Source organism: Bordetella bronchialis, from assembly GCF_001676705.1.
GTDB classification, from domain to species: domain Bacteria; phylum Pseudomonadota; class Gammaproteobacteria; order Burkholderiales; family Burkholderiaceae_B; genus Bordetella_C; species Bordetella_C bronchialis.
Window position 1 is genome coordinate 2,648,378 of record NZ_CP016170.1, and the last position, 22,511, is coordinate 2,670,888.

The 22,511-nt window shown below is 66.0% G+C and carries 22 protein-coding genes; 16 read left to right on the top strand and 6 right to left on the bottom strand.

Going from position 1 to position 22,511, the window contains the following annotated elements:
* Positions 1–108: 108 nt before the first annotated feature.
* The gene (locus BAU06_RS11705) at positions 109–834 is read right to left on the bottom strand and encodes a glutamine amidotransferase (RefSeq protein ID WP_066358899.1); all 726 of its coding nucleotides are present in this window, start codon (positions 832–834) and stop codon (positions 109–111) included.
* Between the two features lie 198 nt (positions 835–1,032).
* Between BAU06_RS11705 and BAU06_RS11710 the strand changes: the two genes are divergently transcribed.
* From BAU06_RS11710 to BAU06_RS11720, 3 genes are read left to right on the top strand one after another with little or no spacing between them, the layout of a single operon-like run.
* Positions 1,033–1,479, top strand: coding sequence for an NfeD family protein (locus tag BAU06_RS11710; protein ID WP_066349140.1), 447 nt, complete (start codon positions 1,033–1,035; stop codon positions 1,477–1,479).
* A gap of 4 nt (positions 1,480–1,483) precedes the next feature.
* Positions 1,484–2,407 carry an SPFH domain-containing protein gene (locus BAU06_RS11715; protein ID WP_066349146.1) on the top strand — a complete coding sequence of 308 codons (924 nt, stop codon included), beginning with the start codon at positions 1,484–1,486 and terminating at the stop codon, positions 2,405–2,407.
* Between the two features lie 48 nt (positions 2,408–2,455).
* Positions 2,456–3,601, top strand: a complete 1,146-nt coding sequence (locus BAU06_RS11720; protein ID WP_066349152.1) for a GGDEF domain-containing protein — start codon at positions 2,456–2,458, stop codon at positions 3,599–3,601.
* A 1-nt stretch (position 3,602) separates the two neighbouring features.
* Here the strand turns inward: BAU06_RS11720 and smpB are convergent, their stop codons facing one another.
* Positions 3,603–4,073, bottom strand: coding sequence for an SsrA-binding protein SmpB (smpB, locus tag BAU06_RS11725; RefSeq protein ID WP_066349154.1), 471 nt, complete (start codon positions 4,071–4,073; stop codon positions 3,603–3,605).
* Positions 4,074–4,255: 182 nt separating this feature from the next.
* Between smpB and BAU06_RS11730 the strand changes: the two genes are divergently transcribed.
* The 12 genes from BAU06_RS11730 to BAU06_RS11785 all read left to right on the top strand — a co-directional run bounded on the left by BAU06_RS11730 (position 4,256) and on the right by BAU06_RS11785 (position 15,722).
* Positions 4,256–4,690 carry a type II toxin-antitoxin system RatA family toxin gene (locus tag BAU06_RS11730; protein WP_066349155.1) on the top strand — a complete coding sequence of 145 codons (435 nt, stop codon included), beginning with the start codon at positions 4,256–4,258 and terminating at the stop codon, positions 4,688–4,690.
* Positions 4,680–5,021, top strand: a complete 342-nt coding sequence (locus BAU06_RS11735) for an RnfH family protein (RefSeq protein ID WP_066349156.1) — start codon at positions 4,680–4,682, stop codon at positions 5,019–5,021. The genes BAU06_RS11730 and BAU06_RS11735 overlap by 11 nt, the downstream gene beginning before the upstream one ends.
* A gap of 129 nt (positions 5,022–5,150) precedes the next feature.
* A complete protein-coding gene (locus BAU06_RS11740) occupies positions 5,151–6,305 on the top strand; it encodes an acyl-CoA dehydrogenase family protein (RefSeq protein WP_066349159.1) in 1,155 nt (384 codons plus the stop codon).
* Positions 6,302–7,480 carry an enoyl-CoA hydratase/isomerase family protein gene (locus tag BAU06_RS11745; RefSeq protein WP_066349161.1) on the top strand — a complete coding sequence of 393 codons (1,179 nt, stop codon included), beginning with the start codon at positions 6,302–6,304 and terminating at the stop codon, positions 7,478–7,480. The genes BAU06_RS11740 and BAU06_RS11745 overlap by 4 nt, the downstream gene beginning before the upstream one ends.
* Positions 7,481–7,541: 61 nt before the next feature.
* A complete protein-coding gene (gene mmsB, locus BAU06_RS11750) occupies positions 7,542–8,426 on the top strand; it encodes a 3-hydroxyisobutyrate dehydrogenase (protein ID WP_066349167.1) in 885 nt (294 codons plus the stop codon).
* 92 nt (positions 8,427–8,518) lie between these two features.
* Positions 8,519–9,211, top strand: a complete 693-nt coding sequence (locus tag BAU06_RS11755; RefSeq protein WP_066349172.1) for a VIT1/CCC1 transporter family protein — start codon at positions 8,519–8,521, stop codon at positions 9,209–9,211.
* 302 nt (positions 9,212–9,513) lie between these two features.
* A complete protein-coding gene (locus tag BAU06_RS11760; protein ID WP_066349173.1) occupies positions 9,514–10,629 on the top strand; it encodes a branched-chain amino acid ABC transporter substrate-binding protein in 1,116 nt (371 codons plus the stop codon).
* Between the two features lie 98 nt (positions 10,630–10,727).
* Positions 10,728–11,654, top strand: a complete 927-nt coding sequence (livH, locus tag BAU06_RS11765) for a high-affinity branched-chain amino acid ABC transporter permease LivH (RefSeq protein ID WP_066349176.1) — start codon at positions 10,728–10,730, stop codon at positions 11,652–11,654.
* Complete coding sequence (locus BAU06_RS11770) at positions 11,654–12,886, top strand: high-affinity branched-chain amino acid ABC transporter permease LivM (RefSeq protein ID WP_066349181.1); 1,233 nt, start codon at positions 11,654–11,656, stop codon at positions 12,884–12,886. Before livH ends, BAU06_RS11770 begins: the two co-directional genes overlap by 1 nt.
* A complete protein-coding gene (gene livG / locus BAU06_RS11775; RefSeq protein ID WP_066349187.1) occupies positions 12,883–13,650 on the top strand; it encodes a high-affinity branched-chain amino acid ABC transporter ATP-binding protein LivG in 768 nt (255 codons plus the stop codon). The genes BAU06_RS11770 and livG overlap by 4 nt, the downstream gene beginning before the upstream one ends.
* Positions 13,650–14,351: an ABC transporter ATP-binding protein gene (locus BAU06_RS11780; protein WP_066349189.1), complete on the top strand. Its 702-nt coding sequence runs from the start codon at positions 13,650–13,652 to the stop codon at positions 14,349–14,351. The genes livG and BAU06_RS11780 overlap by 1 nt, the downstream gene beginning before the upstream one ends.
* A 969-nt stretch (positions 14,352–15,320) precedes the next feature.
* On the top strand, positions 15,321–15,722 hold the full coding sequence (locus BAU06_RS11785; RefSeq protein WP_066349191.1) for a DUF4260 domain-containing protein: 402 nt from the start codon (positions 15,321–15,323) through the stop codon (positions 15,720–15,722).
* A gap of 46 nt (positions 15,723–15,768) precedes the next feature.
* Here the strand turns inward: BAU06_RS11785 and BAU06_RS11790 are convergent, their stop codons facing one another.
* The 4 genes from BAU06_RS11790 to BAU06_RS11805 form a co-directional block, all read right to left on the bottom strand.
* Complete coding sequence (locus BAU06_RS11790; protein ID WP_066342657.1) at positions 15,769–17,016, bottom strand: IS256 family transposase; 1,248 nt, start codon at positions 17,014–17,016, stop codon at positions 15,769–15,771.
* A 1,056-nt stretch (positions 17,017–18,072) separates the two neighbouring features.
* Positions 18,073–18,771, bottom strand: coding sequence for a cysteate racemase (gene cuyB / locus BAU06_RS11795; RefSeq protein WP_231934084.1), 699 nt, complete (start codon positions 18,769–18,771; stop codon positions 18,073–18,075).
* 41 nt (positions 18,772–18,812) lie between these two features.
* Positions 18,813–20,261, bottom strand: a complete 1,449-nt coding sequence (locus tag BAU06_RS11800; protein ID WP_066349199.1) for an N-acyl-D-amino-acid deacylase family protein — start codon at positions 20,259–20,261, stop codon at positions 18,813–18,815.
* Position 20,262: 1 nt separating this feature from the next.
* Positions 20,263–21,249 (bottom strand): Bug family tripartite tricarboxylate transporter substrate binding protein, encoded by a 987-nt coding sequence (locus BAU06_RS11805; protein WP_066349200.1) that lies wholly within the window; start codon positions 21,247–21,249, stop codon positions 20,263–20,265.
* Positions 21,250–21,492: 243 nt separating this feature from the next.
* Between BAU06_RS11805 and BAU06_RS11810 the strand changes: the two genes are divergently transcribed.
* Positions 21,493–22,443, top strand: a complete 951-nt coding sequence (locus tag BAU06_RS11810; protein ID WP_066358902.1) for a LysR family transcriptional regulator — start codon at positions 21,493–21,495, stop codon at positions 22,441–22,443.
* The last annotated feature ends 68 nt before the right edge of the window (positions 22,444–22,511 follow it).

Below are 22,511 nucleotides of genomic sequence, written 5' to 3' on the forward strand. Positions count from 1 at the left end.
GTGGGATTTGCCGTCATCGTACCCCGCATTGTTGTGTCCTTCGTACACCGTCACGGTGCCAGGATGCCCCATGCGGGCGCGGCGCGCACTCCGGTTTTTGCTGCGCCGTCAGGCCGGTACGGGGGCGTGCAGGGCCAGGAAGCGGCGCAGCAGGCCGGCTGCTTCCGGCGTGGGGCGGACGTCCTGTTTCAGGGCTTCGACATCCATGTCTTCGCGGCCGTACTTGGCGGTGTTGCGTTCCAGATTGTCCAGCACGAATTCGGGCGGGAATTCCGGATGGAACTGCGTCGACACGATGTTGGGGCCCATGCGCAGCATCTGGTGGGCGTCCAGCGCCGAACTGGCCAGCACGATCGCGCCCGGCGGAGGCTGGATGACGGATTGCAGGTGCATCATCTGCGCGGGGAAGGGGCGCGGCAGATCCACGAGCAGCGGGTCTTCCGCCAGGTGCTGGACCATGTGGGTGCCGACTTCGCGGCCGGCCGGGTTGTACGCCACCAGGCCTCCCAGCGCGTGCGCCAGCAATTGGTGGCCGTAGCAGATGCCGAACATCGGCAAGCCCTGCGCGGCCGCGTGGCGCAGCCACTGGGCCGTCTGCTCGCTCCAGGGTTCGCGGTCGGTGACCATGGCCGGAGATCCGGTGATAAAGGCGGCGCGGTAGCGCGCCGGGTCCGGCAGCGGTTCGCCCTGGAATACGGGAACGATATGGACGTCTTCCGGCGCAAGGCCGGCGGCGCGGCGTACGAAGCCGGCATAGCTGTCGTGCCGGGCCCGGATGGGATCTTCGGGGTCGCCGGTGTGGATGATGAGTACAGGCAGGTCGATTGCGGTCATGATTGATGTGCGCCGCGGGATGTGCGCCGCGAGATAGCAGGGCACGATCATAATGTAGCGCGGCGGGGCTGCCGTTGAACGGACGTTGATCTCCGCGCGGCCCGCGATGGCGGCAGATCGCGCGCCATGCTCATCCATTTCTCCCTAATTTCTGCAAAATCGTACAATCGGTCGCTAACTGCAAGAAAGGTATATGTGATGTGGATATGGTTCGGGCTGGCCGTGCTGGCGCTTATCGGCGAGGTCGCCACGGGGACGTTCTATCTGCTGCTGGTGGCGACTGGCCTGGCGGCGGGCGGCCTGGCCGCCATCGGCGGGTTGGCGGTGGCCGGGCAACTGGCCGTGTGCGGCGTGGTGGTGATCGCCGGGCTGTTGCTGTTGCGCTTCACTGGCGTATTGAAGAAGCGTGGAATCGATCCGCACGGCAATGCCGACATCAATCTGGATATCGGCCAGACCGTCACCGTCACGGACTGGGCCGGCGGGCGCACGGCCCGGGTCTGGTATCGCGGCGCCAGCTGGGATGCCGTGCTGGCGTCCGGCTGCGATCCCGTCCCGGGCGAACAAGTCATCGCGGAAGTGCGGGGCAGCCAGTTGATCGTCAAGCCGCGACCGTCCGTTTCTTCTTCCTCCGTCCAAGGCTGATGCCATGCTAGATCCTTCCACCATCGTCCTGATCGTCGTCGTCCTGCTGGCGATCCTGATCGTCGTGAAATCCATCGCCATCGTGCCGCAGCAGCATGCCTGGGTGGTGGAGCGCCTGGGCAAATTCGATCGCGTGCTGTCGCCCGGCGCCGGCTTCGTCATCCCCTTCATCGAGCGCGTGGCCTACAAGCATTCGCTCAAGGAAATCCCCCTGGACGTGCCCAGCCAGGTCTGCATCACGCGCGACAACACGCAGCTGCAGGTCGATGGGGTGCTCTATTTCCAGGTGACCGATCCCATGCGCGCCTCGTACGGCTCGTCGAACTACATCTCGGCGATCACGCAGCTTTCGCAGACCACGCTGCGCTCCGTCATCGGCAAGCTGGAGCTGGACCGCACGTTCGAAGAGCGCGAGTTCATCAATACGACCATCGTCGCATCGCTGGACGAGGCCGCACTGAACTGGGGCGTGAAGGTCCTGCGCTACGAGATCAAGGACCTGACCCCGCCCGGCGAAATCCTGCGCGCGATGCAGGCGCAGATCACCGCCGAGCGGGAGAAGCGCGCGCTCATCGCCGCGTCCGAAGGCCGCCGCCAGGAACAGATCAACATCGCGACCGGCGAGCGCGAGGCCGCCATCGCCCGCTCGGAAGGCGAAAAGCAGGCGCAGATCAACAAGGCCCAGGGCGAGGCCGCCGCGGTCCTGGCGATCGCCGAAGCCACGGCGCGCGCCGTGACGCAGGTCGCCGAGTCCATACGCCAGCCCGGCGGCATGGAGGCGGTCAACCTGCGGGTGGCCGAGCGCTATGTCGAGGCCTTCGGCAATGTGGCGCAAAAGGGCAATACGCTGATCCTGCCGGCCAACCTGGCCGACGTCGGCGGCCTGATCGCCTCGGCGATGTCCATCGTCAAATCGACGCAGAAATAGAACCGGCGCTGGCGGGCGATCGCCAGCCCGCCGCCACGCGCGTTCTCAATGGCCCCATCCGTCGTACTGCTGATACTCACGGCGCTCACCAATTGCCTGATGCTGGTGGTGCTGGGATCCCTGGCGCGCAGCGGCATCGCCGGGATACGCGAAGCGATATGGGGAGCCGGGCTGGTTTTCGTATCCTTGATCGGCTTCGCCGCGCAGGCGGCCTTGCCGCCCATCCTGGGCGTCGTGCTGGCCAATTTCCTGATGGCGGCCGGCGTCGCCTATTTTTATGCGTCGGTATTGTTGTTCTTCGGGCGCGCCGTACCGCGCAAGGCCTTGGCCACCGCGGTCGCGGCGACGACGCTGGGCATCGTGCTGTTCTGGTATGTATGGCGCGACACGAACACCCGCATCCTGGTCGTTTCCATCCTGCACTGTGTACTGATGGCCGCGATCGGCCTGGCCATCCAGCGTGGCCGGCCGCGCGACCGCCCCGGCTATCCCTACCTGTTCGCCTTGTCGGTGGCCTGGTTCGAATCCATCGGCCATGGCGTGCGGGGCGTGCTTTACGGGGTGAGATGGGAGGTCATGCCCATGCTGGCCACCGACACGCCGCTGCACCTGATCTTCCTGTCGATCGGCGTGCTGGTGGTGCCCAGCCTGACGCTGGGCATGGTGCTGATGGTGCATGACCGCATGCTGGCGGAGCGCGAAAGCGAGGCCAATACCGATTCGCTGACCGGTACCTTATCGCGCAAGGCCTGGTGGCTGCTGGCCGAGAAGACCATGGCGCGCGCCATGCGCGGCGACCAGCGTCTATCGCTGCTGATGCTGGACATCGACCGCTTCAAGAACGTCAACGATACGCACGGGCATGCCTTGGGCGACGCCGTGTTGAAGCACTTCGGCCGGGTCGCGGCGGCGGCGCTGCGCCGGGAGGACATCCTGGGGAGGCTGGGCGGCGAAGAGTTCGCCGTGCTGTTTCCCGACACCCGCATCGACGCCGCGGCCTTCGCCACCACCCGCCTGCTGGACGCGGTGCGGGGCAGCGGCTGCCCGCACGGCGAACGGACGATTGCCTATACCTTCAGCGGCGGACTGGTGGAGTGGGACGGCGAGGAAAGCATGGAGGCGCTGGTGCAGCGCGCCGACCGCGCCTTGTATGCGGCCAAGGTGGACGGCCGGGACCGCGTGGTGATCCGGTAGATCAGGACGCGTCGCGGCGCGAGGCCCTGGTGTCGTGCTTCATCAGCCGTTCCTTTTCCCGCGCCCAGTCCTTGTCGCGGGCCGTATCGCGCTTGTCGTGCAGCTTCTTGCCGCGGCCCAGGGCAAAGTCCAGCTTGACCCGTCCGGCCTTGTAGTGCAGGTTCAAGGGGACCAGAGTGTAGCCGCGCTGTTCGACCTTGCCTATCAGCTTGCTGATCTCTTCGGCGTGCAGCAGCAGCTTGCGCGTGCGCGCCGCGTCGGGATGGATGTGCGTGGACGCCGTGGGCAGGGGACTGACATGCATGCCCAGGATGTACAGCTCGCCATCGCGCACGATCACATAGCTTTCGTTCAGTTGCACGCGGCCCTCGCGTATGGCTTTCACCTCCCAACCCTGCAGGACCAGGCCGGCCTCGTAGCGGTCTTCGATGAAATATTCGTGGGACGCTTTGCGGTTTTCGACAATACTCATTTGGTTTCCGCGCGGAACATGCTGACGGGATACCCACGTCGATTCGTCGGGACGGTGGGCGCAGGGCTTGATGGTGTCCCGCCCGGGCCATGGAACCCGGATCGGCCACGCACAGGGGGCGCGGCGGCGGTGCCCGCGTATAGCCGGTAAAATCTTGCCATTCTAGCGATTTGCGACCATCGATGCACAAAGTCCAGCGTTCCGTTCTCGTCCCTTACAGCGATGCCCAGATGTTCGAGCTGGTTGCCGGGGTTGAGCATTATCCGGAGTTCATGCCGTGGTGCGGCGGCGCGCAGGTCCTGTCCCGCGACGAACACGGCATGCAGGCCTCCATCACCATCAGCTTCGCCGGTATCAAGCAGACCTTCACGACGCGCAACACCCACGCGTTTCCGCATCGGATCGACCTGGAGCTCGTGGATGGCCCGTTCTCACTGCTGGTGGGGCATTGGGTGTTCCAGGCCCTGGCGAAGGACGCCTGCAAGGTGTTGTTCACCATGGAATACGAGTTCTCGAACCGGGCGCTGGAATTGGTGGTCGGCCCGGTATTCAACCGCATCGCCACGAGTTTCATCGATTCCTTCACCAAGCGGGCCCAGGCGATCTATGGGGAATGACAGGCAGGCGGTCGCCGTCTGGGTGTGCCATGCGCGGCCGCATGACGCCTGGCAGCGCCAGGTCGAGTTGCCGGCCGGCGCTACCGCAGCCGAGGCGATCGCCGCCAGCGGTTTCATGCAGGACTTTCCGGGCGTGGACCCCTGGCGGGCCGGCGTGGGGGTGTTCGGGCGGGTCGTCCAGCCGGGCTACACCTTGCACGATGGCGACCGCGTCGAAATCTACCGGCCGCTGGCGTTCGACCCTATGGAGTCGCGCCGCCGCCGGGCGGCGCACCGCGCCCGCAAATCGCTTTCCGGCAAACCGCCGCGTACGCCCAAGGCGCCCCGCTGAGTGATTGGCGGGTCTGTCCTCTTGTCATTCCGTTTCCGTTTACGTTAACGTAAACCGACGTAAAACCGCCCGCCCGGACCGGCGTGAATGCGCGCGGGGACAGCGGGCCATCAGGAGGAGAGCGGGATCATGGACATGCAGCTGAACGACGAACAACAAGCGTTCGCGGAGGCGGCGCGCGAATTCGCCATGGGAGAACTCGCGCCGAACGCCGCGCGCTGGGACGCCGAGGGCATCTTTCCCAAGCAGGCCTTCCATCGCGCCGGCGAACTCGGGTTCTGCGGGCTGTATGCGCCGCAGGACATCGGGGGCCTGGGATTGCCGCGGCTGGACGCTACCCTGGTGTTCGAGGAAATGGCCGCGGTGGATCCGTCGACGACCGCGTTCCTGACCATACACAACATGGCCGCCTGGATGGTGGGATCCTGGGGCCAGCCCGCATTGCGCGAAAGCTGGGGCCCGCTGCTGTGTTCCGGCAGCCGGCTGGCTTCGTACTGCCTGACCGAACCGGGATCGGGCTCGGACGCGGCCTCGCTGCGCACGCGCGCGGATGAAGATGGCGGGGATTACATCCTGAACGGCTCCAAGGCGTTTATCTCCGGCGGGGGGGATACCGACCTTCTCATCGTCATGGCCCGCACCGGCGGCGGCGGGGCGGGCGGGGTCAGCGCCTTCGCCGTGCCCGCGGACAGCCCCGGCATTACCTACGGCCGCAAGGAGGACAAGATGGGCTGGAACAGCCAGTCCACCCGCGCCATTAGCTTCGAGAACGTGCGGGTGCCGGCGGTCAATATGCTGGGCGAGCCGGGGCAGGGCTTCAAGATCGCGATGCGGGGGCTGGACGGCGGGCGCATCAACATCGCGACGTGTTCGGTCGGCGCGGCCCAGGGCGCGCTGGACGCCGCGCGCCGCTATATGCGCGAGCGCCGCCAGTTCGGCGCCCCGCTGTCGGATTTCCAGGCCTTGCAGTTCAAGCTCGCCGACATGGCCACGCACCTGGTGGCGGCGCGCCAGATGGTGCGCCTGGCCGCATGCAAGCTGGATGGCGGCTCGCCCGATGCCGGCGCGTATTGCGCAATGGCCAAGCGCTTCGCCACCGACGTGGGGTTCCAGGTCTGCCTGGATGCGCAACAGATACACGGCGGCTACGGATATCTGAAAGACTATCCATTGGAACGCCTGGTGCGCGATACTCGCGTGCATCAGATCCTGGAGGGCACCAACGAGATCATGCGTGTGATCGTGGCCCGCCAGCTGTTGGAAAAGGGAGCGGATTTACGATGAATCAGCCGGTGCTTTTCGAGGAACGTCCCACGGAAAACGGCATGCGGATCGGCGTGGCCACGCTGAATGCGCCGCAGACATTGAACGGGCTGTCGCTGGATATGGCGCGCATGCTGGACGAGCGGCTCATGGCGTGGGCCGCCGACCCGCGCGTGGCCATCGTCGTCCTGCAGGGCGCCGGCGACAAGGCCTTCTGCGCGGGCGGCGATTTGCACGGGCTGTACCGCAGTATGCGCGAAGCGCCGGCCGGCAAGCCCTGGGCCAACCGCTATGCGCGCGAGTTCTTCGAGGTCGAATACCGGCTGGACTACCGTATCCATACCTATCCCAAGCCGGTGCTGTGCTGGGGCAATGGATTCGTCATGGGCGGCGGCATCGGGCTGATGATGGGCGCCAGCCATCGGGTGGTCAGCGAAACCGTCCGGCTCGCCATGCCGGAAATCAGCATCGGCCTGTTCCCCGACGTCGGCGGCAGCTGGCTGCTCAACCGCATGCCCGGCAATACCGGCGTTTTCCTGGCCCTGACCGGCGCGCAGCTGAATGCCTCGGATGCTTTCTTTACGGGGCTGGCGGATTTCCATGTGCGGCAGGCCGATTGGCCGCGCCTGCTGGCCCAACTGGAGACCCTGCCCTGGGCCGGCAGCGCGGGAACCATCGGCGGCGACGATGCGCCGGCCTTCGCCCCGCGCTCCATGAACGATGGCCTGCTGCGCCAGGCCCTGCTGGCGCTGGAGCCCGCCGAGGGCCTGGCGCCCGGGCCGTTGAAACAGCATTCCTTCCAGATCAACAACCTGTGCTCCGGCACGGACCTGGAAGAAATCTACGAGAACATCGCCGCCCTGGCGGACAACGACGACCCGTGGCTGTCGAAGGCCGCCCGCACGATGCTCGCGGGCTCGCCGGGCACGGCCCGGCTGGCCTTTACCTTGTTGCTGCGCATGCGCCAACGCTCGCTGGAGGACGTCTTCCGCGCGGAGTACGTCGCGGCGCTGCAGGCCGCGGCGCATGGCGACTTCGCCGAAGGCATACGCGCCTTGCTGATCGACAAGGACCGCCGGCCGCGCTGGAATCCCGCCACCATCGAGGCGGCGGACAAGCAGTGGGTACTGAAGTTCTTCGAAGAGCCGTGGCCGGAGGACCAGCCGCATCCGCTGGCGGACCTGGGCGCGGCCTAGCGCGGACCCCGCCGGGATGGGCCCGGGTTGCCGCGTGGAAAACGACACATAGGAGACAGCCGTGAGCAACATCGCATTCATCGGTTTGGGAAATATGGGCACGCCGATGGCCTTGAACCTGATCAAGGCCGGACGCCAGCTGGCGGTGCACGATCTGCTGCCCGCCAACATGGACAAGCTGGCGGCGGCCGGCGCGCGCGCCGCGGCCACCGCCAGGGACGCGGTCGCGGGCGCCGACATCGTCATCACCATGCTGCCCGCCAGCCAGCACGTCGAAGGCCTGTACCTGGGCGGCGACCTGCTGGCCCATATCGATCCCCGCGCCCTTGTCATCGAGTGCAGCACCATCGCGCCGGAAAGCGCGCGCAAGGTGGCGGCCGCGGCGCAGGCGCGCGGCATCTCCATGCTGGACGCGCCGGTGTCGGGCGGCACGGCCGGCGCCGCCGCCGGCACGCTGACCTTTATCGTGGGGGGCGAGGACCAGGCGCTGGCCCGCGCGCGGCCGGTGCTGGAACAGATGGGCAAGAACATCTTTCACGCCGGACCGGCCGGCGCGGGGCAGGTGGCCAAGATATGCAACAACATGCTGTTGGGCATATTGATGGCCGGCACGGCCGAGGCCCTGTCGCTGGGCGTGGCCAACGGGCTGGATCCCAAGGTGCTTTCCGACATCATCGCCAAGAGTTCCGGCCGCAACTGGGCGACCGAGCTTTACAACCCGTGGCCCGGCGTCATGGAACACGCGCCGGCGTCCAAGGGCTATGCGGGCGGCTTCGGCAGCGATCTCATGCTCAAGGACCTGGGGCTGGCCGGAGAAGCCGCGCAGGCCACGCGCGCATCCATTCCGCTGGGCGCGCTGGCGCGGAATCTGTACGCGCTGCATGGCGCCGCGGGGCACGGCAAGCTGGACTTCTCCAGCATCCTGAAGCTGTATCAGCAGGATTGACCGGTACGGCGTAGTATCTCGGGCGATTCGGGCCATCGCCCCGGCAGGGCCGGGCGATGGCGTTTTCTCCGACTTTCCGCCATGAGGTACCGATGCCGGCTCCGCAACATCATCGTATTCACCGCACGGGCTGGCTGCGCGCCGCCGTATTGGGCGCCAACGACGGCATCGTGTCCACGGCCAGCCTGATCGCCGGCGTGTCCGCCGCCCAGGGCAGCCATGGCGCCGTGCTGACGGCCGGCCTGGCCGGCCTGGTGGCGGGCGCGCTTTCCATGGCGGCCGGCGAGTATGTATCGGTCAAGTCCCAATCGGACGTCGAGCGTGCGGACCTGAAGCTGGAACAGAAGGCCTTGGCCGGCAATTCGGCGGTCGAACTGCAGGAGCTGGCGGATATCTACGTAAACCGGGGCCTGCCGCCGGGCCTGGCGATGCAGGTGGCCCAGGCCTTGACGGCGCACGATGCGCTGGACGCGCATGCCCGCGACGAATTGGGCATTTCCAAGAACACGCGCGCGCAGCCCTTGATGGCCGCGGCGGCGTCGGCCTCCAGCTTCGCCATCGGCGCCGTGCTGCCCCTGGCGCTCGCGGCCCTGGTGCCGCGGCCGGGATGGCAATTGCCCGCGGTGGCCGTGGGGTCCATCGCCTGCCTGGGTCTGTTGGGCGCGGTGGCGGCCTGGGCGGGCGGCGCGCCCAAGGTCCGGGCCGTGCTGCGCGTCACCGTCCTGGGCGTGGCCGCGATCGCGCTGACCGCCGGCGTCGGCGCGCTGTTCGGTGCGGCCGGCTAGGTGCGGCCGCGCGGCCCGCCATGGCAAGGCGGCGCGCCTGTCCTGGCCCCGGGGTGCCTGTTCGATTGCATCCGCGCTCGGGCGGGGGACGGCTGTCGGCTGTCTGGTCCATCTGTCACCGGATCCCGTCACGTTCCACGATATTGGGGAATACACCCAGTGACAGCCTGAATGGCACCTTTCAGAATACGCGCCACATCGTGGTTTGCCCAAGAAGCCGGTGATGCACGATAGGCCAAGGAACATCCTTCCGCCACGGCTGCCACGTGCAGAGCCGCTCAACCCTAGCGGAGATCTCTCGCATGACTATGCTGCAACGCCTTACCCCGATCGCTATCATGCTCGGGGCGCTGACGCTCGCGGGCGCAGCGCAGGCCGCCGATACCATCAAGATCGGCATCCCCCAACCCATGACGGGGCCCAATACGCAGTACGGCGACCAGATCCAAGCCGGCGCATTGACCGCCATCGAAACCATCAATGCCAAGGGCGGCGTCAAGGGCAAGAAGCTCGAGCCCATCCTGATCGACGACGGCTGCGAGCCCAAGCAGGCCGTACCGGCCGCCAACCGCGTGGTCAACTCCGGCGCCAAGTTCGCCGTCGCGCACGCTTGCTCCGGCGTCACGGTCCCGGCCGTGAATGTCTACGAGCAGGAACATATCGTCGCCATCACCCCGGGCGCCACGTCGCCCCTGGTCACGGACACCATCAAGCCGCATTACTTCTTCCGTACGATCGGGCGCGACGACCAGCAAGGGCCTTTCGCGGCGAACTACATCGCCAAGACGGTCAAGCCCAAGAAGGTCGCGGTGCTGCATGACAAGCAGACCTACGGTTCCGGCGTCGCGACGCAGGTGCGCGATACGCTGCAGAAGGACGGCGTGAACGTCGCCATTTTCGAGGGCATCAACGTCGGCGACAGCGATTATTCCGCGGTGATCACCAAGCTGAAGTCCGCCGGCGTGGATTTCGTGTATTTCGGCGGCTACCATCCCGAGCTCGGCTTGCTGCTGCGCCAGTCGCGCGAGCAGGGACTGAACGTGCAGTTCATGGGCCCGGAAGGCACCGCCAACCAGGATCTGGTCGCCATCGCCGGCCCGGCCATCGATGGACTGCTGGTCACGCTGCCCTCGGACTTCACCAAGCTGCCCGGCAACGAAGGCATCGTCAAGGCCTTCCACGACAAGAAGCGCGATCCCGACGGCGCCTTCCAGATGCCGGCCTACGCCGCGGTGCAAATCCTCGCGGACAGCATCGGCGCGGTGGGCGAGGATCCGACCAAGGTCGCCGACTATATGCATAAACACTCTTTCAACACCGCCATCGGCAAGGTCGAATACGATGCGAAGGGTGACCTGAAGAATTTCGAATTCGCGGTCTTCAAGTGGGACAAGAACGGTAAGAAAACCCAGCTTTAAGGTGATTGCCCCATGCCAGGGGGCCTCATTCGAACGCCCAGGTTTCCGGCTCCGGGTCGTATTACCGGGGCCGGTGCTATTTGGAGCCTACATAAGACATGTCTGACCTTCTCCCGCAGTTAACGCAACAGTTCTTCAATGGATTGTCGCTAGGTGCCATTTATGCCTTGATCGCCATCGGCTACACGATGGTGTACGGCATCATCGGCATGATCAACTTCGCGCATGGCGAGATCTATATGATCGGCGCCTACGTCGGCCTGGTGACGCTCACGGCCATCGGCGCGCAAAGCGGCACGCCCGTTCCGCTGATCGTGGCCGCGATGCTTATCGTGGCGATGGCCGTCACGGGGGTCTACGGCTTCGCCGTGGAACGCGTGGCATACCGGCCGCTGCGCAGCAGTCCGCGCCTGGTGGCCCTGATTTCCGCGATCGGCATGTCGATCTTCCTGCAGAACTGGGTGGCGCTCGGCCAGGGCGCGCGCGATATGGCGGTGCCCAACATCATCTTCGGCGCCGTCAGCTTCAAGATGGGGGAAAACTTCGACGTCACGGTGCCGTACTCGCGCATCATGATCATCGTCGTGACGGTCGTGCTGATGATCGGCCTGTCGCTGTTCATCAAGTATTCGCGCATGGGTCGCGCCTCGCGCGCCTGCTCGCAGGACATGCACATGGCGAACCTGCTGGGCATCGATACCAACCGCGTCATCTCGTTCACCTTCGTGCTGGGCGCGGTGCTGGCCGCCGTGGGTGGCGTCCTTATCGCGCTGACCATCGGCAAGCTCAATCCCTTCATCGGCTTCATCGTCGGCATCAAGGCCTTCACGGCCGCGGTGCTGGGCGGCATCGGCAGCATTCCCGGCGCCATGCTGGGCGGCGCCTTGCTGGGCCTGGTGGAAACGTTCGCCGCCGCCTATATCTCGTCCCAGTACAAGGACATCATCGCCTTCCTGCTGCTGGTCCTGATCCTGCTGTTCCGTCCCACTGGACTCCTGGGCAAACCCGAGGTGGAAAAAGTCTGATGGCGAATCAACTCAAAAATGCGTTCATCGCGGCCATCCTGACCGCGTTCATCGTCACGCCGGTGTTCGGCCTGCAGCTGGTGCGCCAAGGCGCCCGCACGCTGATGGATCCGCACTGGAGCAATGTATTGATCGCCATGGCGGTCGTGTTCGTGGGGCAGCTGCTGCGGCCCTGGCTGGCGCTGCCGTTCAAGCGCCTGAAGCGGGAATTGCCCACCTTGCCGGCCGCGCCGGTGCAGGGTCACAAGTGGCTGATGATCGCGGTGATCGTCGCGGCCGTCGTGTGGCCGTTCTTCAGCGACCGCGGCTCCGTGGACATCGCCACGCTGGTGCTGATCTACGTGATGCTGGGCCTGGGCCTGAACATCGTGGTGGGCTTTGCCGGGCTGCTGGACCTGGGCTTCGTCGGTTTCTATGCGGTGGGCGCCTATACCTATGCCTTGCTGTATCACTGGGGCGGCTGGAGCTTCTGGGAAGCGCTGCCGTTTTCGGGCGCGGTGGCTGCCTTGTTCGGCTTCGTGCTGGGTTTCCCGGTGCTGCGCCTGCGCGGCGACTACCTGGCCATCGTGACGCTGGGCTTCGGCGAGATCATTCGCCTGCTGCTGATCAACCTGAATTGGCTGACGGGCGGCCCCGACGGCATTTCAGGCATCCCCAAGCCCACGGTCTTCGGTTTCGAGATGGCCCGTACATCCAGCGTGGAAGGCCAGCGCACCTTCCACGAACTGCTGGGCCTGACCTTCCAAAACCAGCACGTCATCATCTATCTGTACCTGATGGCGCTGATGCTGGCCTTGATCACGCTGTTCGTGGCGACGCGCCTGAAGCGCATGCCGGTGGGCCGTGCATGGGAAGCCTTGCGCGAGGATGAAATCGCCTGCCGTTCGCTGGGCCTGAACCCGACGCGCATCAAGCTGTCCGCCTTTACGCTGGGGGCGATGTTCGCCGGCTTCGGCGGCGCGTTCTTCGCCGCGCGCCAGGGCCTGGTCAATCCGGAATCGTTCACCTTCATCGAATCCGCGCTGATCCTGGCCATCGTGGTGCTGGGCGGCATGGGCTCGCAGGTGGGCGTGATCCTGGCGGCCATACTGCTGACGGTGTTGCCCGAGCTGGCGCGCGAGTTCGCCGAATATCGCATGCTGATGTTCGGCCTGGTGATGGTGTTGATGATGATGTGGCGTCCGCAGGGCCTGCTGCCGATGAAGCGTCCTCACGTGGAGTTGGGTAAATGAGCGACGTCCTGCTGAAAGTATCGGGCCTGTGCATGCGCTTCGGTGGCTTGCTGGCCGTGGATCATGTCGAATTCGACGTCAAGAGCGATGAGGTCTTCGCCATCATCGGCCCCAACGGCGCCGGCAAGACGACGGTGTTCAACTGCGTGGGCGGCTTCTACAAGCCCACGGACGGCGATATCGTCATGGACGGCGAACGCATCACCGGCCTGTCCAGCCACACGGTGGCGCGCCACGGGCTGGTGCGCACTTTCCAGAACGTCCGGCTGTTCAAGCAGTTGACGGTGCTGGAGAACCTGCTGGTGGCGCAACATACTCAGGTGGAGACGCGCCTGCTGCCCGGTTTGCTCAAGCTGAAGTCCTACCGGCAGTCCGAGGCCGACGCGCTGGCGCGCGCCGCGCAGTGGCTGGACTTCATGGGATTGCGGCAGTATGCCAACCGCGAGGCCGGCAATCTGGCCTATGGCCACCAGCGCCGCCTGGAGATCGCCCGCTGCATGATCACCAAGCCGCGTCTGCTGATGCTGGACGAGCCGGCCGCCGGCCTGAACCCCCAGGAAAAGCAGGACTTGCAGCGCCTGATCGACCGCCTGCGCCGCGAGTTCGGCGTGGCGGTGCTGCTGATCGAGCACGATATGAGCCTGATCATGGGGATTTCCGACCGCATCCTGGTCATGGAGCATGGCAAACCGATCATGACGGGTACGCCGGACGCGGTGCGCAGCGACGAGCGCGTCATCAAGGCGTACCTGGGAGAAGAATAATGCTGAAGCTGGAGAACGTGCACACGTATTACGGCGCGATCCAGGCGCTGAACGGCGTGTCCGTGGAAGTCAACAAGGGCGAGATCGTTACGCTGATCGGCGCCAATGGCGCGGGCAAGACGACGCTGCTGATGACGGTGTGCGGCAATCCGCGTGCGCGGTCGGGAACCATCACTTTCGAAGGGCAGGACATCACCCAAAAGGAAACGTCGCGCATCATGCGCAGCGGGATCGCGATTTCTCCGGAGGGACGGCGGGTGTTCAAGGACCTGACGGTGGCGGAGAACCTGATGATGGGCGGGTTTTTTTCGAGCCGGCCGGAGATCCAGCAGGGGCTGGATTACGTCTATGAGTTGTTCCCGCGTTTGAAGGAACGCGCGGAGCAGCGGGCGGGGACGATGTCGGGGGGCGAGCAACAGATGCTGGCCATCGGGCGGGCGCTGATGACGCGGCCGCGCTTGCTGCTGCTTGATGAACCCACGTTGGGATTGGCGCCGCTGATCATCGCGCAGATATTCGACATCATACGGACGATACGGGAGCAGGGCGTAACGGTGTTCCTGGTGGAGCAGAACGCCAACAAGGCGCTGCAGGTCGCGGATCGCGGGTATGTGCTGGAGAACGGGCGGGTGGTATTGCAGGATACGGGGGCGAATCTGCTGTCCAATGCGGATGTGCGGAAGGCTTACCTGGGTGGGTGAGTCGGGGTAGAAGGGGTGCCGGCCGTCGGGGGAGATGGCTTTCGAATGTCGTTTTGCTGGTGGCGTCCGTGGGGGGAGATGGCTTTCGAAGGTCGTCTTGCTGGTGGCGTCCGTGGGGAGATGGCTTTCGAAGGTCGTCTTGCTGGTGCCGTCCGTCGGGGGAGATGCCTGTCGTGTCCGGCCCGCTCGGGCGGTCCAGGGCCTTCGCCCTGGACTTCCGCGTCGTCTTCCTCGTCCGGCGGCCGAAGGAGCGGTGGGGTTTTTGCGGGTTTTTTGCCCGGCCGACCTCCCTACGGAAGCCCTCGCGCGCCCTCGGACGGGCCGGCCCCGCCAGGCATCTCCCCCGCCGGACTCACGGGTTGCCTTAGAGCCGGTCGCTGGGATGGTCGGTGTTCTTGGCCCTTCGTGGGGCGGGGGTTTCGGGTTAAGGAAGATCTTCTGTTGCCCGTCGTATTTGGGCCGCCCTGCGCGGCCCGAATACGCCTACGCAGTGGTGCATGCGGTGGTTGCTGGTAATGCGACGGTTGTCGGTGATGCTACGGGTGATGGTAATGCGACGTGTGCTGGTAATGCTACCGGTGCTGGTAATGCCACGGCTGCTGGAATGCGACCGGTGCTGGTAATGCCATCGGTGCTGGTAATGCGGAGGTCGGGGAATCGGAGTGGAATTTTGGCCGCGCAGGGTGGGGGGTAACAAGGCGGTGTGGCGGGCCGCCCGCCGGCCCGCCACACCGTGGCACCTGGGCTTGCGGCGGATGCTGGCATAGGCGCCATGCGCGCTAGCGCGTATGGCCGTCGCGGTTATCGAAGTCTGGCGTTCTGATTACAATGATTCGACCCCTAGGCTCGGGCGAGATGCTGGCTCGATCGAGAGTGCGAAAACACAGCCGTTTATTCCGCCAAAAGGGCCATGCGCTGGTTTTCAACGGCTGCGAAACGGGGGGTGTAGTCATACCCAGGATTATTGTCATGATGACTGCAGTATCGGGCGGTGTTCGCGTTCTTCTTCGTCTCGAAGGACTGGCCATCCTGGCGGCGAGTCTGCTGGCCTATGCGAAGTTCGGCGCTGGTTGGGGGACGTTCGGACTGTTCTTTTTTGTGCCGGACCTTTCGTTCCTGGGGTATCTGGCCGGCCCCAGGGTCGGTGCGGTCTCCTACAACTTCGCACACTCGTTCATCGGCCCCGTGGCGGTATTGGCGGCTGGAATCTTCCTCTCCAGGCCGGCCGCGATTGTCGCGGGCATCATTTGGGCGGCGCACATCGGCTTCGACCGCGCGTTGGGCTACGGCCTGAAGTACTCGGCCGGGTTCCGGTTCACGCACTTGGGCGCCATCGGTCGAAATGGGGTGTGTCAGTATTTTTGTGCTTGAGGCATTAAAGGCCGGTCTATAAGAGCCCCAGCCCAGTGATGATATTTCAGCGATATGGATTGGTGAAGCGCTCTGCGTAGATGATCGCAAACTGGTTCATGGCTGCCTTCCACTCGTGAGTGGAACTGCCCCAGGTGCCGGTGATATTACGTAGCACCAGCCACAGCAGCTTGGTGGCCGCCTCGTCGGAGGGGAAGTGCCCGCGCGTTTTGACCGCCCGGCGCAGCTGGGCGTTGATGCTCTCGATGGCGTTGGTGGTATAGATGATCTTGCGGATCGCCGGCGGGAAGGTAAAAAACGGGATCACGCGGTCCCAGGCGCTGCGCCAAGCCTGCGCGATCGGCGCGTAGCGCTGTCCCCACAGGCCCTGTTCGAAGCGTGCCAGCTCGGCTTGCGCGGCCTCCACCGTTGGCGCACTGTAGATGGGCCTGAGCGCAGCAGCCACGGCACGGCGCTCCTTCCAGCTGGCATAGTCCAGGCTTGAGCGCATCAAATGCACGATGCAGGTCTGCAACGTCGTGGCAGGGAATACGGCGTTTAAGGCCTGCTCCATGCCCTTCAGGCCGTCGGTGACTGCAATCAGGATGTCCTGCGTGCCACGAGTCTTGAGCTCGTTGAAGACCTTCATCCAGAATTTGGCGCCTTCGGTCTGCTCGATCCATAAGCCCAACACGTCGCGTGTGCCGTCGGCCAGGATGGCCAGGGCCAGATACACGGCCTTGTTTCTGACCACGCCGTCCTCGCGGATCTTCACCCGCAGCGCATCGAAGAACACCACCGGGTACATCGTCTCCAGCGGGCGGGTTTGCCAGGCTGTAACCTCCTCGACCACCGCATCGGTCACCGAGCTGATGAACTCTGGCGATACCTCAGTGCCGTACTGCTCCAGAAGAAACGCCTGTATCTCGCGCACTGTCATGCCGCGCGCGTACATCGCGATGATCTTGTCATCGAACCCCGTGAAGCGCCGCTCATGCTTGGGAATCAGGATCGGGGCGAAGCTGCCGTCGCGATCGCGCGGCACATCTACCGAGATGGCCCCGTCGTCGGTCAGCACGGTCTTCGAGCTCGTGCCATTGCGTCGGTTCGTTGCCGTTTCAGACCGTTGGCCCGGTGCGTAACCCAGGTGATGACCCAGCTCCGCGCCCAGTGCCCGCTCGATCAACGCCTTCTTGAACGCCATCGACAGGTCCTGCACCGCCTCGGCCGTCATCGGCCCTTTGACCAATTGCTCGACCAACTCGGCAGGAATCGCCGGCAGCTCTTTAGGGGGATTCTTCTTTCGGGTTGCCATACATGCTCCGTTTTCGACATGTTAGGCCTCAAGCACAAAATTCCTGACACTCCCTCGAAATGCCGCCGCCGGCTGGGCTGCACGAGCGAGGGAAGTCCAGAACGATCGTTCGGCTTGACGGCCCGCACACGAAATCCCAGATAGTAGGGCCGCGCCTATCCCTGGGATCCATGGCAAGGTACGGTGCCTACGGTGCGGCGGGCCGTTGGCGGCCCGCCGCACCGACTTGTTACCCCCCAACGCGCGGGCCATGATTCCACTCCGATTTCCCGCCCACAGCATGAACCGCCGCATGATCGGAACCGCCGCATGATCGGAGCCGCCGCATGATCGGAGCCGCCGCATGATCGGAATCGCCGCAGACCAACAACCGCGACATGTACCAACCGCGTAGGCGTTTTTGGGCCGCGCAGGGCGGCCCGAAAACGACGGGCAATGAAGATCTTCCAAATTTCGGGATGCGACCCACGAAGGGCCAAGCACGAAGATCATGGCAGCGACCGTGGCGTGAGGCAGGCCGTGAGTCCGGCGGGGGTGAGGGCTGTCGGGGCTGGCCCGTCGGAGCGCCGCGCGAGGGCTTCCGTACGGAGGACGGCCGGGCAAGAAAGCCGCAAGAAAATCAGTGTTTGTTCGGCCGCCGGAGGAGGAAGACGAAGCGGTAGTCCAGGGCGAAGGCCCTGGACCGGCCGACCGGGCCAGCCCCGACAGCCCTCCCCCCCGCCGGACGGCAATAGCAAGCCGCCCCGAAACGGCGCACCCCGAACGGCAATAGCAAGCCGCCCCCGAAACGGCGCACCCCGAACGGCAATAGCAAGCCGCCCCGAAACGGCGCACCCCGGATGGCAATAGCAAGCCGCCCCGAAACGGCGCACCCCGAACGGCAATAGCAAGCCGCCCCGAAACGGCGCACCCCGGATGGCAATAGCAAGCCGCCCCGAAACGGCGCACCCCGGACGGCAATAGCAAGCCGCCCTAAAAACGGCATCCCGCGCCAGACCCCATCAGCAACCGTGCCGTCGAAAACCGCCCCCGACCCACGACATGCCCAGGACCCGCCTACGCAGCCCGTGACACGCCGGCGCCCTGTTCGGCCTGGTAGCGCTGTATCACCGCCAGCGCCAGCGCATCGATCGAATCCGTCATCGGCACATCGAACTCGGGCCGGCGATCATGCGGAATCGCCAGCGGCAGTTCCGTGCAGCCTAGCGCCACCGCCACGGCGCCGCGGGACTCAAGGAGACGGACGCAGGCGGCGGCGGGTTCGTAGGCTTCGGCCAGGCGGTTGGCCTTGACCGCCAGGATGGACTTGGTGCAGTACGCCACCTGTTCTTCTTCGCTGGGGACCAGGCATTCGTACCCGTGGCGCTCCAGCGTCCGCTGGTACAGCCCCAGCCGCAGCGTCGCTTCCGTCCCCATCAGCCCGACCTTTCCCTGCCGTATGCCGCGGCGGTGCAGGTCTTCGACCACGGACTCGATGATATGCAGCACCGGCGCGCGCGATGCCTGCGTCATCTGTTCGTACCACAGGTGCGCCGTATTGCAGGGAATGGCGATCAGCCGGGCGCCGCTCTCGTTCAGGAAGCGGATCCCGCGCAGCAGATAGGGCAGGGGATCCTCGCCGCCGCGGGTCGCCGCCGTGCGGTCCGGCACGCGGGGATCGTTCAGCAGCACCGCGGGGATATGGTCCTGGTCGCGATCGGCGGGGGTAAGGGCGGAAAGCCGCAAGGCGAAGGCGGCGCCCGCCATCGGGCCCATGCCGCCCAGGATGCCGAGATAGCAGCCAGGATGCGCGTCGTTCACTGCAGTGACTCCGGTTTTCGGGTGGGCGTCAGCACTTTGCCCGGGCGGTTGGCGTCCGCGGCGCCGTCCTTCCATACCCGGCGGCCGTTGACCCAGACGCCCAGGATGCCCTGGCTGACCTGGATGGGTTGCTCGAAGGTCGCGCGGTCGGAGACGCGGTCCGGATCGAACAACACCAGATCGGCATAATAGCCCGGCTGCAGCAGGCCGCGCTCGGCCAGCCCGTAGTTGCGCGCGGCCTGGCCGGTCATCTTGTGGACCGCCTGCTCCAGCGACAGCAGCGACTGCTCGCGCACCAGGGTGCGCAATACATTCGTGAAAGTGCCCCATTGGCGGGGGTGCGGATGCGGATCGAAAGGCAGCCCGTCCGAGCCCACCATCGCCAGCGGGTGCGTCATGATGCGCTTGACGTCTTTTTCGTCGAGCAGGAAATAGATGGCGCCGGCCGGGGACAGCTTGCGCAGCGTCTCTTCCTCGCTGAGTCCCAGCTCCTGCATGACCTCGGCGAAGTCGCGTCCTTTCGCTTCGGGATAGCCCTTGGACCAGGTGATCATCGTCCGCCGCGAAATGCGCACGCGGTCCAGGCGCAGCATGGTGGAGGTCGCGGGGTAGGGATGGCAATCCAGGCACACCGGCTGCATTTTGCCGGCGCGCTCCATCAGCGCCAGGGTTTCGGCGGAGCGGCCGTGGTTTTTCTCGCCGGCCAGCTTGTGGTGCGAGAACACGACCAGGCAGTCCAATGCCTTGCCGATGGCCAGGGCTTCGTCCATGGCCGGCACGATGTGGTCGGCCTCGTCGCGCAGGTGCGTGGCGTACAGGCCGCCGTGCTCCCGGATGGGCGCGCCCACGCCGATGATCTCCTCGGTCGGCGCGTGCGCCGCCGGGGGATAGAAGGTGCCCGTGGACATGCCGAAGGCGCCGGCCGCCATGGCTTCTTCCATCATCCCGCGCATGGCGGCGATCTCCGCTTCGGTGGCGGGGCGGTCGGTGTCGTCCATGGCGGCCACGCGCAGCGTGGTGTGGCCGACCAGGGGAATGACATTGACCGCCGCCGGCGCCGCGCGCAGCGCGTCCAGCCAGCGCGCGAACGTCTCGAAGCGGAACAGCGAGGGCGGGCCCAGCAGATCCAGCGGCTGCGGAATCCGCTCGGCCACCAGCGGCGCCAGGCTGACGCCGCAGTTGCCCGTGACCACCGTGGTGATACCCTGCGACACCTTGGGCGTCATGTCCGGGTGCGCCAGCAGGTAACCGTCGTCGTGGGTATGGGAATCGATGAAGCCGGGCGCGACGACCTGGCCTTGCGCGTCCAGCGAGGGCACGTCGGAGGATGCGAAGCTGCCGATGCCGGCGATGCGTTCGCCGGAAATGGCGACGTCGGCGACGTAGCGGTCCTTGCCGCTGCCGTCGATGACGGTGGCCTTGCGCAGGATCAGGTCGGCGTCCATATCAGTCCAGTTTTTCGATTTTGGCGGTTTCGATGATGTCGTGCCACTTGGCGGTTTCGCTGTCGATCAGCTTCTTGAAGTCCTCCGGCGTGCCGCCCGCGGGCACCGCGCCCAGCGTGGCCAGGCCCTCGCGCACTTCCGGCGCCTTCAGCGCTTCGTTGATATCGGCGTTGATCTTGGCGACGACCTCCTTGGGGGTGCCGTGCGGCGCCACCACGCCGCCCCAGGCCACGGTTTCGTAGCCCTTCAGGCCGGCTTCGTCCAGGGTCGGGATTTCAGGCAGCAAGTCCAGGCGCTTCAGGCTGCTGACGCCCAGGGCGCGGACCTTGCCGCTCTTGACCAGGGGCACGGCTTCGGAGGAATTGGCGAACAGGTAATCGATGCGGCCGCCCAGCAGATCCTGGATCGCGGCGGGACCGCCGTTGTACGGGATGAACATGACGTCGATCTTGGCCATGCTCTTGAAGAGCTCGCCGCCCATGTGGCCGGTCGTGCCGACGCCGGGCGCGCCGTAGGAAAGCTTGCCGGGGTTCTTGCGCGCCAGGTCTATCAGTTCCTGCACGCTGTGCGCGGGCGAATCGGCCGGCACGACCAGGACGTTGTACAGATCGATCATGTGGACGACCGGCACCAGGTCCTTGTCCACGTCATAGGGCAGCTTCTTGAACAGCGAACGGTTCACGGCCAGCGTGTTGATGTTGCCGTAGCCGATGGTGTAGCCGTCGGCGGCCGCGCGCTTGACCAGGTTGATGCCGATGTTGCCGGCCGCGCCGGGGCGGTTCTCGACGATGAGCGAGGCGCCGGTCTGCTTGGCGACCTGGGTGGTGATCAGGCGCGACAGGACGTCGGGCGAACCGCCGGCCGCGGAGGGCACGATGAAAGTGACCGGACGATCCGGCCAGTTGGCATCCGCCGCGGCGGCGCTGCCGGCGACGGCGACCAGGGCTGCCGCGGCGGCCCAGCTACGAAACTGCTTGAACGTGGACATGGTCCATTTCCCCTTGCTTGGTGTGGGTAGAACGTGACGGGTGTATCGAACCCGGCAAGGTACCACCGCCCCGCCGCGCAGCGCATATCAAAAAATGTGGAAAACCTATAATCGCGTGTTATCCAAATGTGGGCCGTCGCCGGTGGGTCGCCGCTGCGCGCGGCCCGCATGAGCACGCTTGTAACCGCCGCCCAGGGGAGCCAGTCCGGCATGCATGACATCGAGGGGACGCCGGAAGACGGCATGCCGCGCGGCGGCGATTCCGGGCCGCGTCCGCCGCTGAACCTGCGCCAGATCGAGGTCTTCCGCGCCATCATGCTGTCCGGATCCATCAGTGGCGCCGGACGCATGCTGCATGTTTCGCAGCCGGCCATCAGCCGGGTGCTGGCGCTGATGGAGAGCCGCCTGCGCTATCCGCTGTTCGAACGCTCGCGCACGCGCCTGGCGCCCACGGCGGAGGCGCGCCGCCTGTATGCGGAGGTCGAGCAGGTGTACGGCGGCATCCAGCGCGTCAACGAGCTGGCCACCAGCCTGGGCGAAGCCGGGGCGGGCATGCTGCGGGTGGTGTCCAGCGCCAGTTTCGGCCAGCGCATGGTGCCCATGGCCTTGCGCGCGCTGCGCGCCGCCAGCGCCCAGGTGCGCGTCGATTACCGTAGCGCGACCTTCGATGAGCTGGCCGGGCACTTCCTGGGCGGCCACGCGGATATCGCCGTGTCCATGCAGCCGCCGGACCATCCCAATCTGGCGGCGATCGAACTGGGCAGCACGCCGGTCGTCTGCATCCTGCCGCCGGGGCATCCGCTGGCCAGCCGCGAGGTGCTGCGGCCCGGGGATTTCGCGGCGGTGGACTGGATCGGCTACCCCGCGCAAGCCCCGCTGGGCCGGATGCTGGCGTCGTTCTTCGGTGGCGCGCCGCCCCGCGCCGCGGCGCTGGAAGTCCATACGCCGGTGATGGCGGCCGCCTTCGTGCAACAGGGGCTGGGGCCGGCCATGGTGGATGCCTGGTGCGTCGGGCCGGAGCTGCGGCGCGCCGTCGCGGTGCGGCCCATCGCGCCGGCGGCCCGGATGGCCATCTGGGCGACGTATTCCGACCTGCAGCCCTTGCCACTTATGGCGCGCCGCTTCCTGGCGGTGCTGCGCACAGTCATCGATGCCGAGCCCGAGCCGCTCTACGGGGATCCGGTTACGTCCTGATGCGCCCGCCGCCGCGGCACGGGTGTACAGTGGCCGCAGCAGTAGTCGCCACGCCGGCCGCGGGGGGA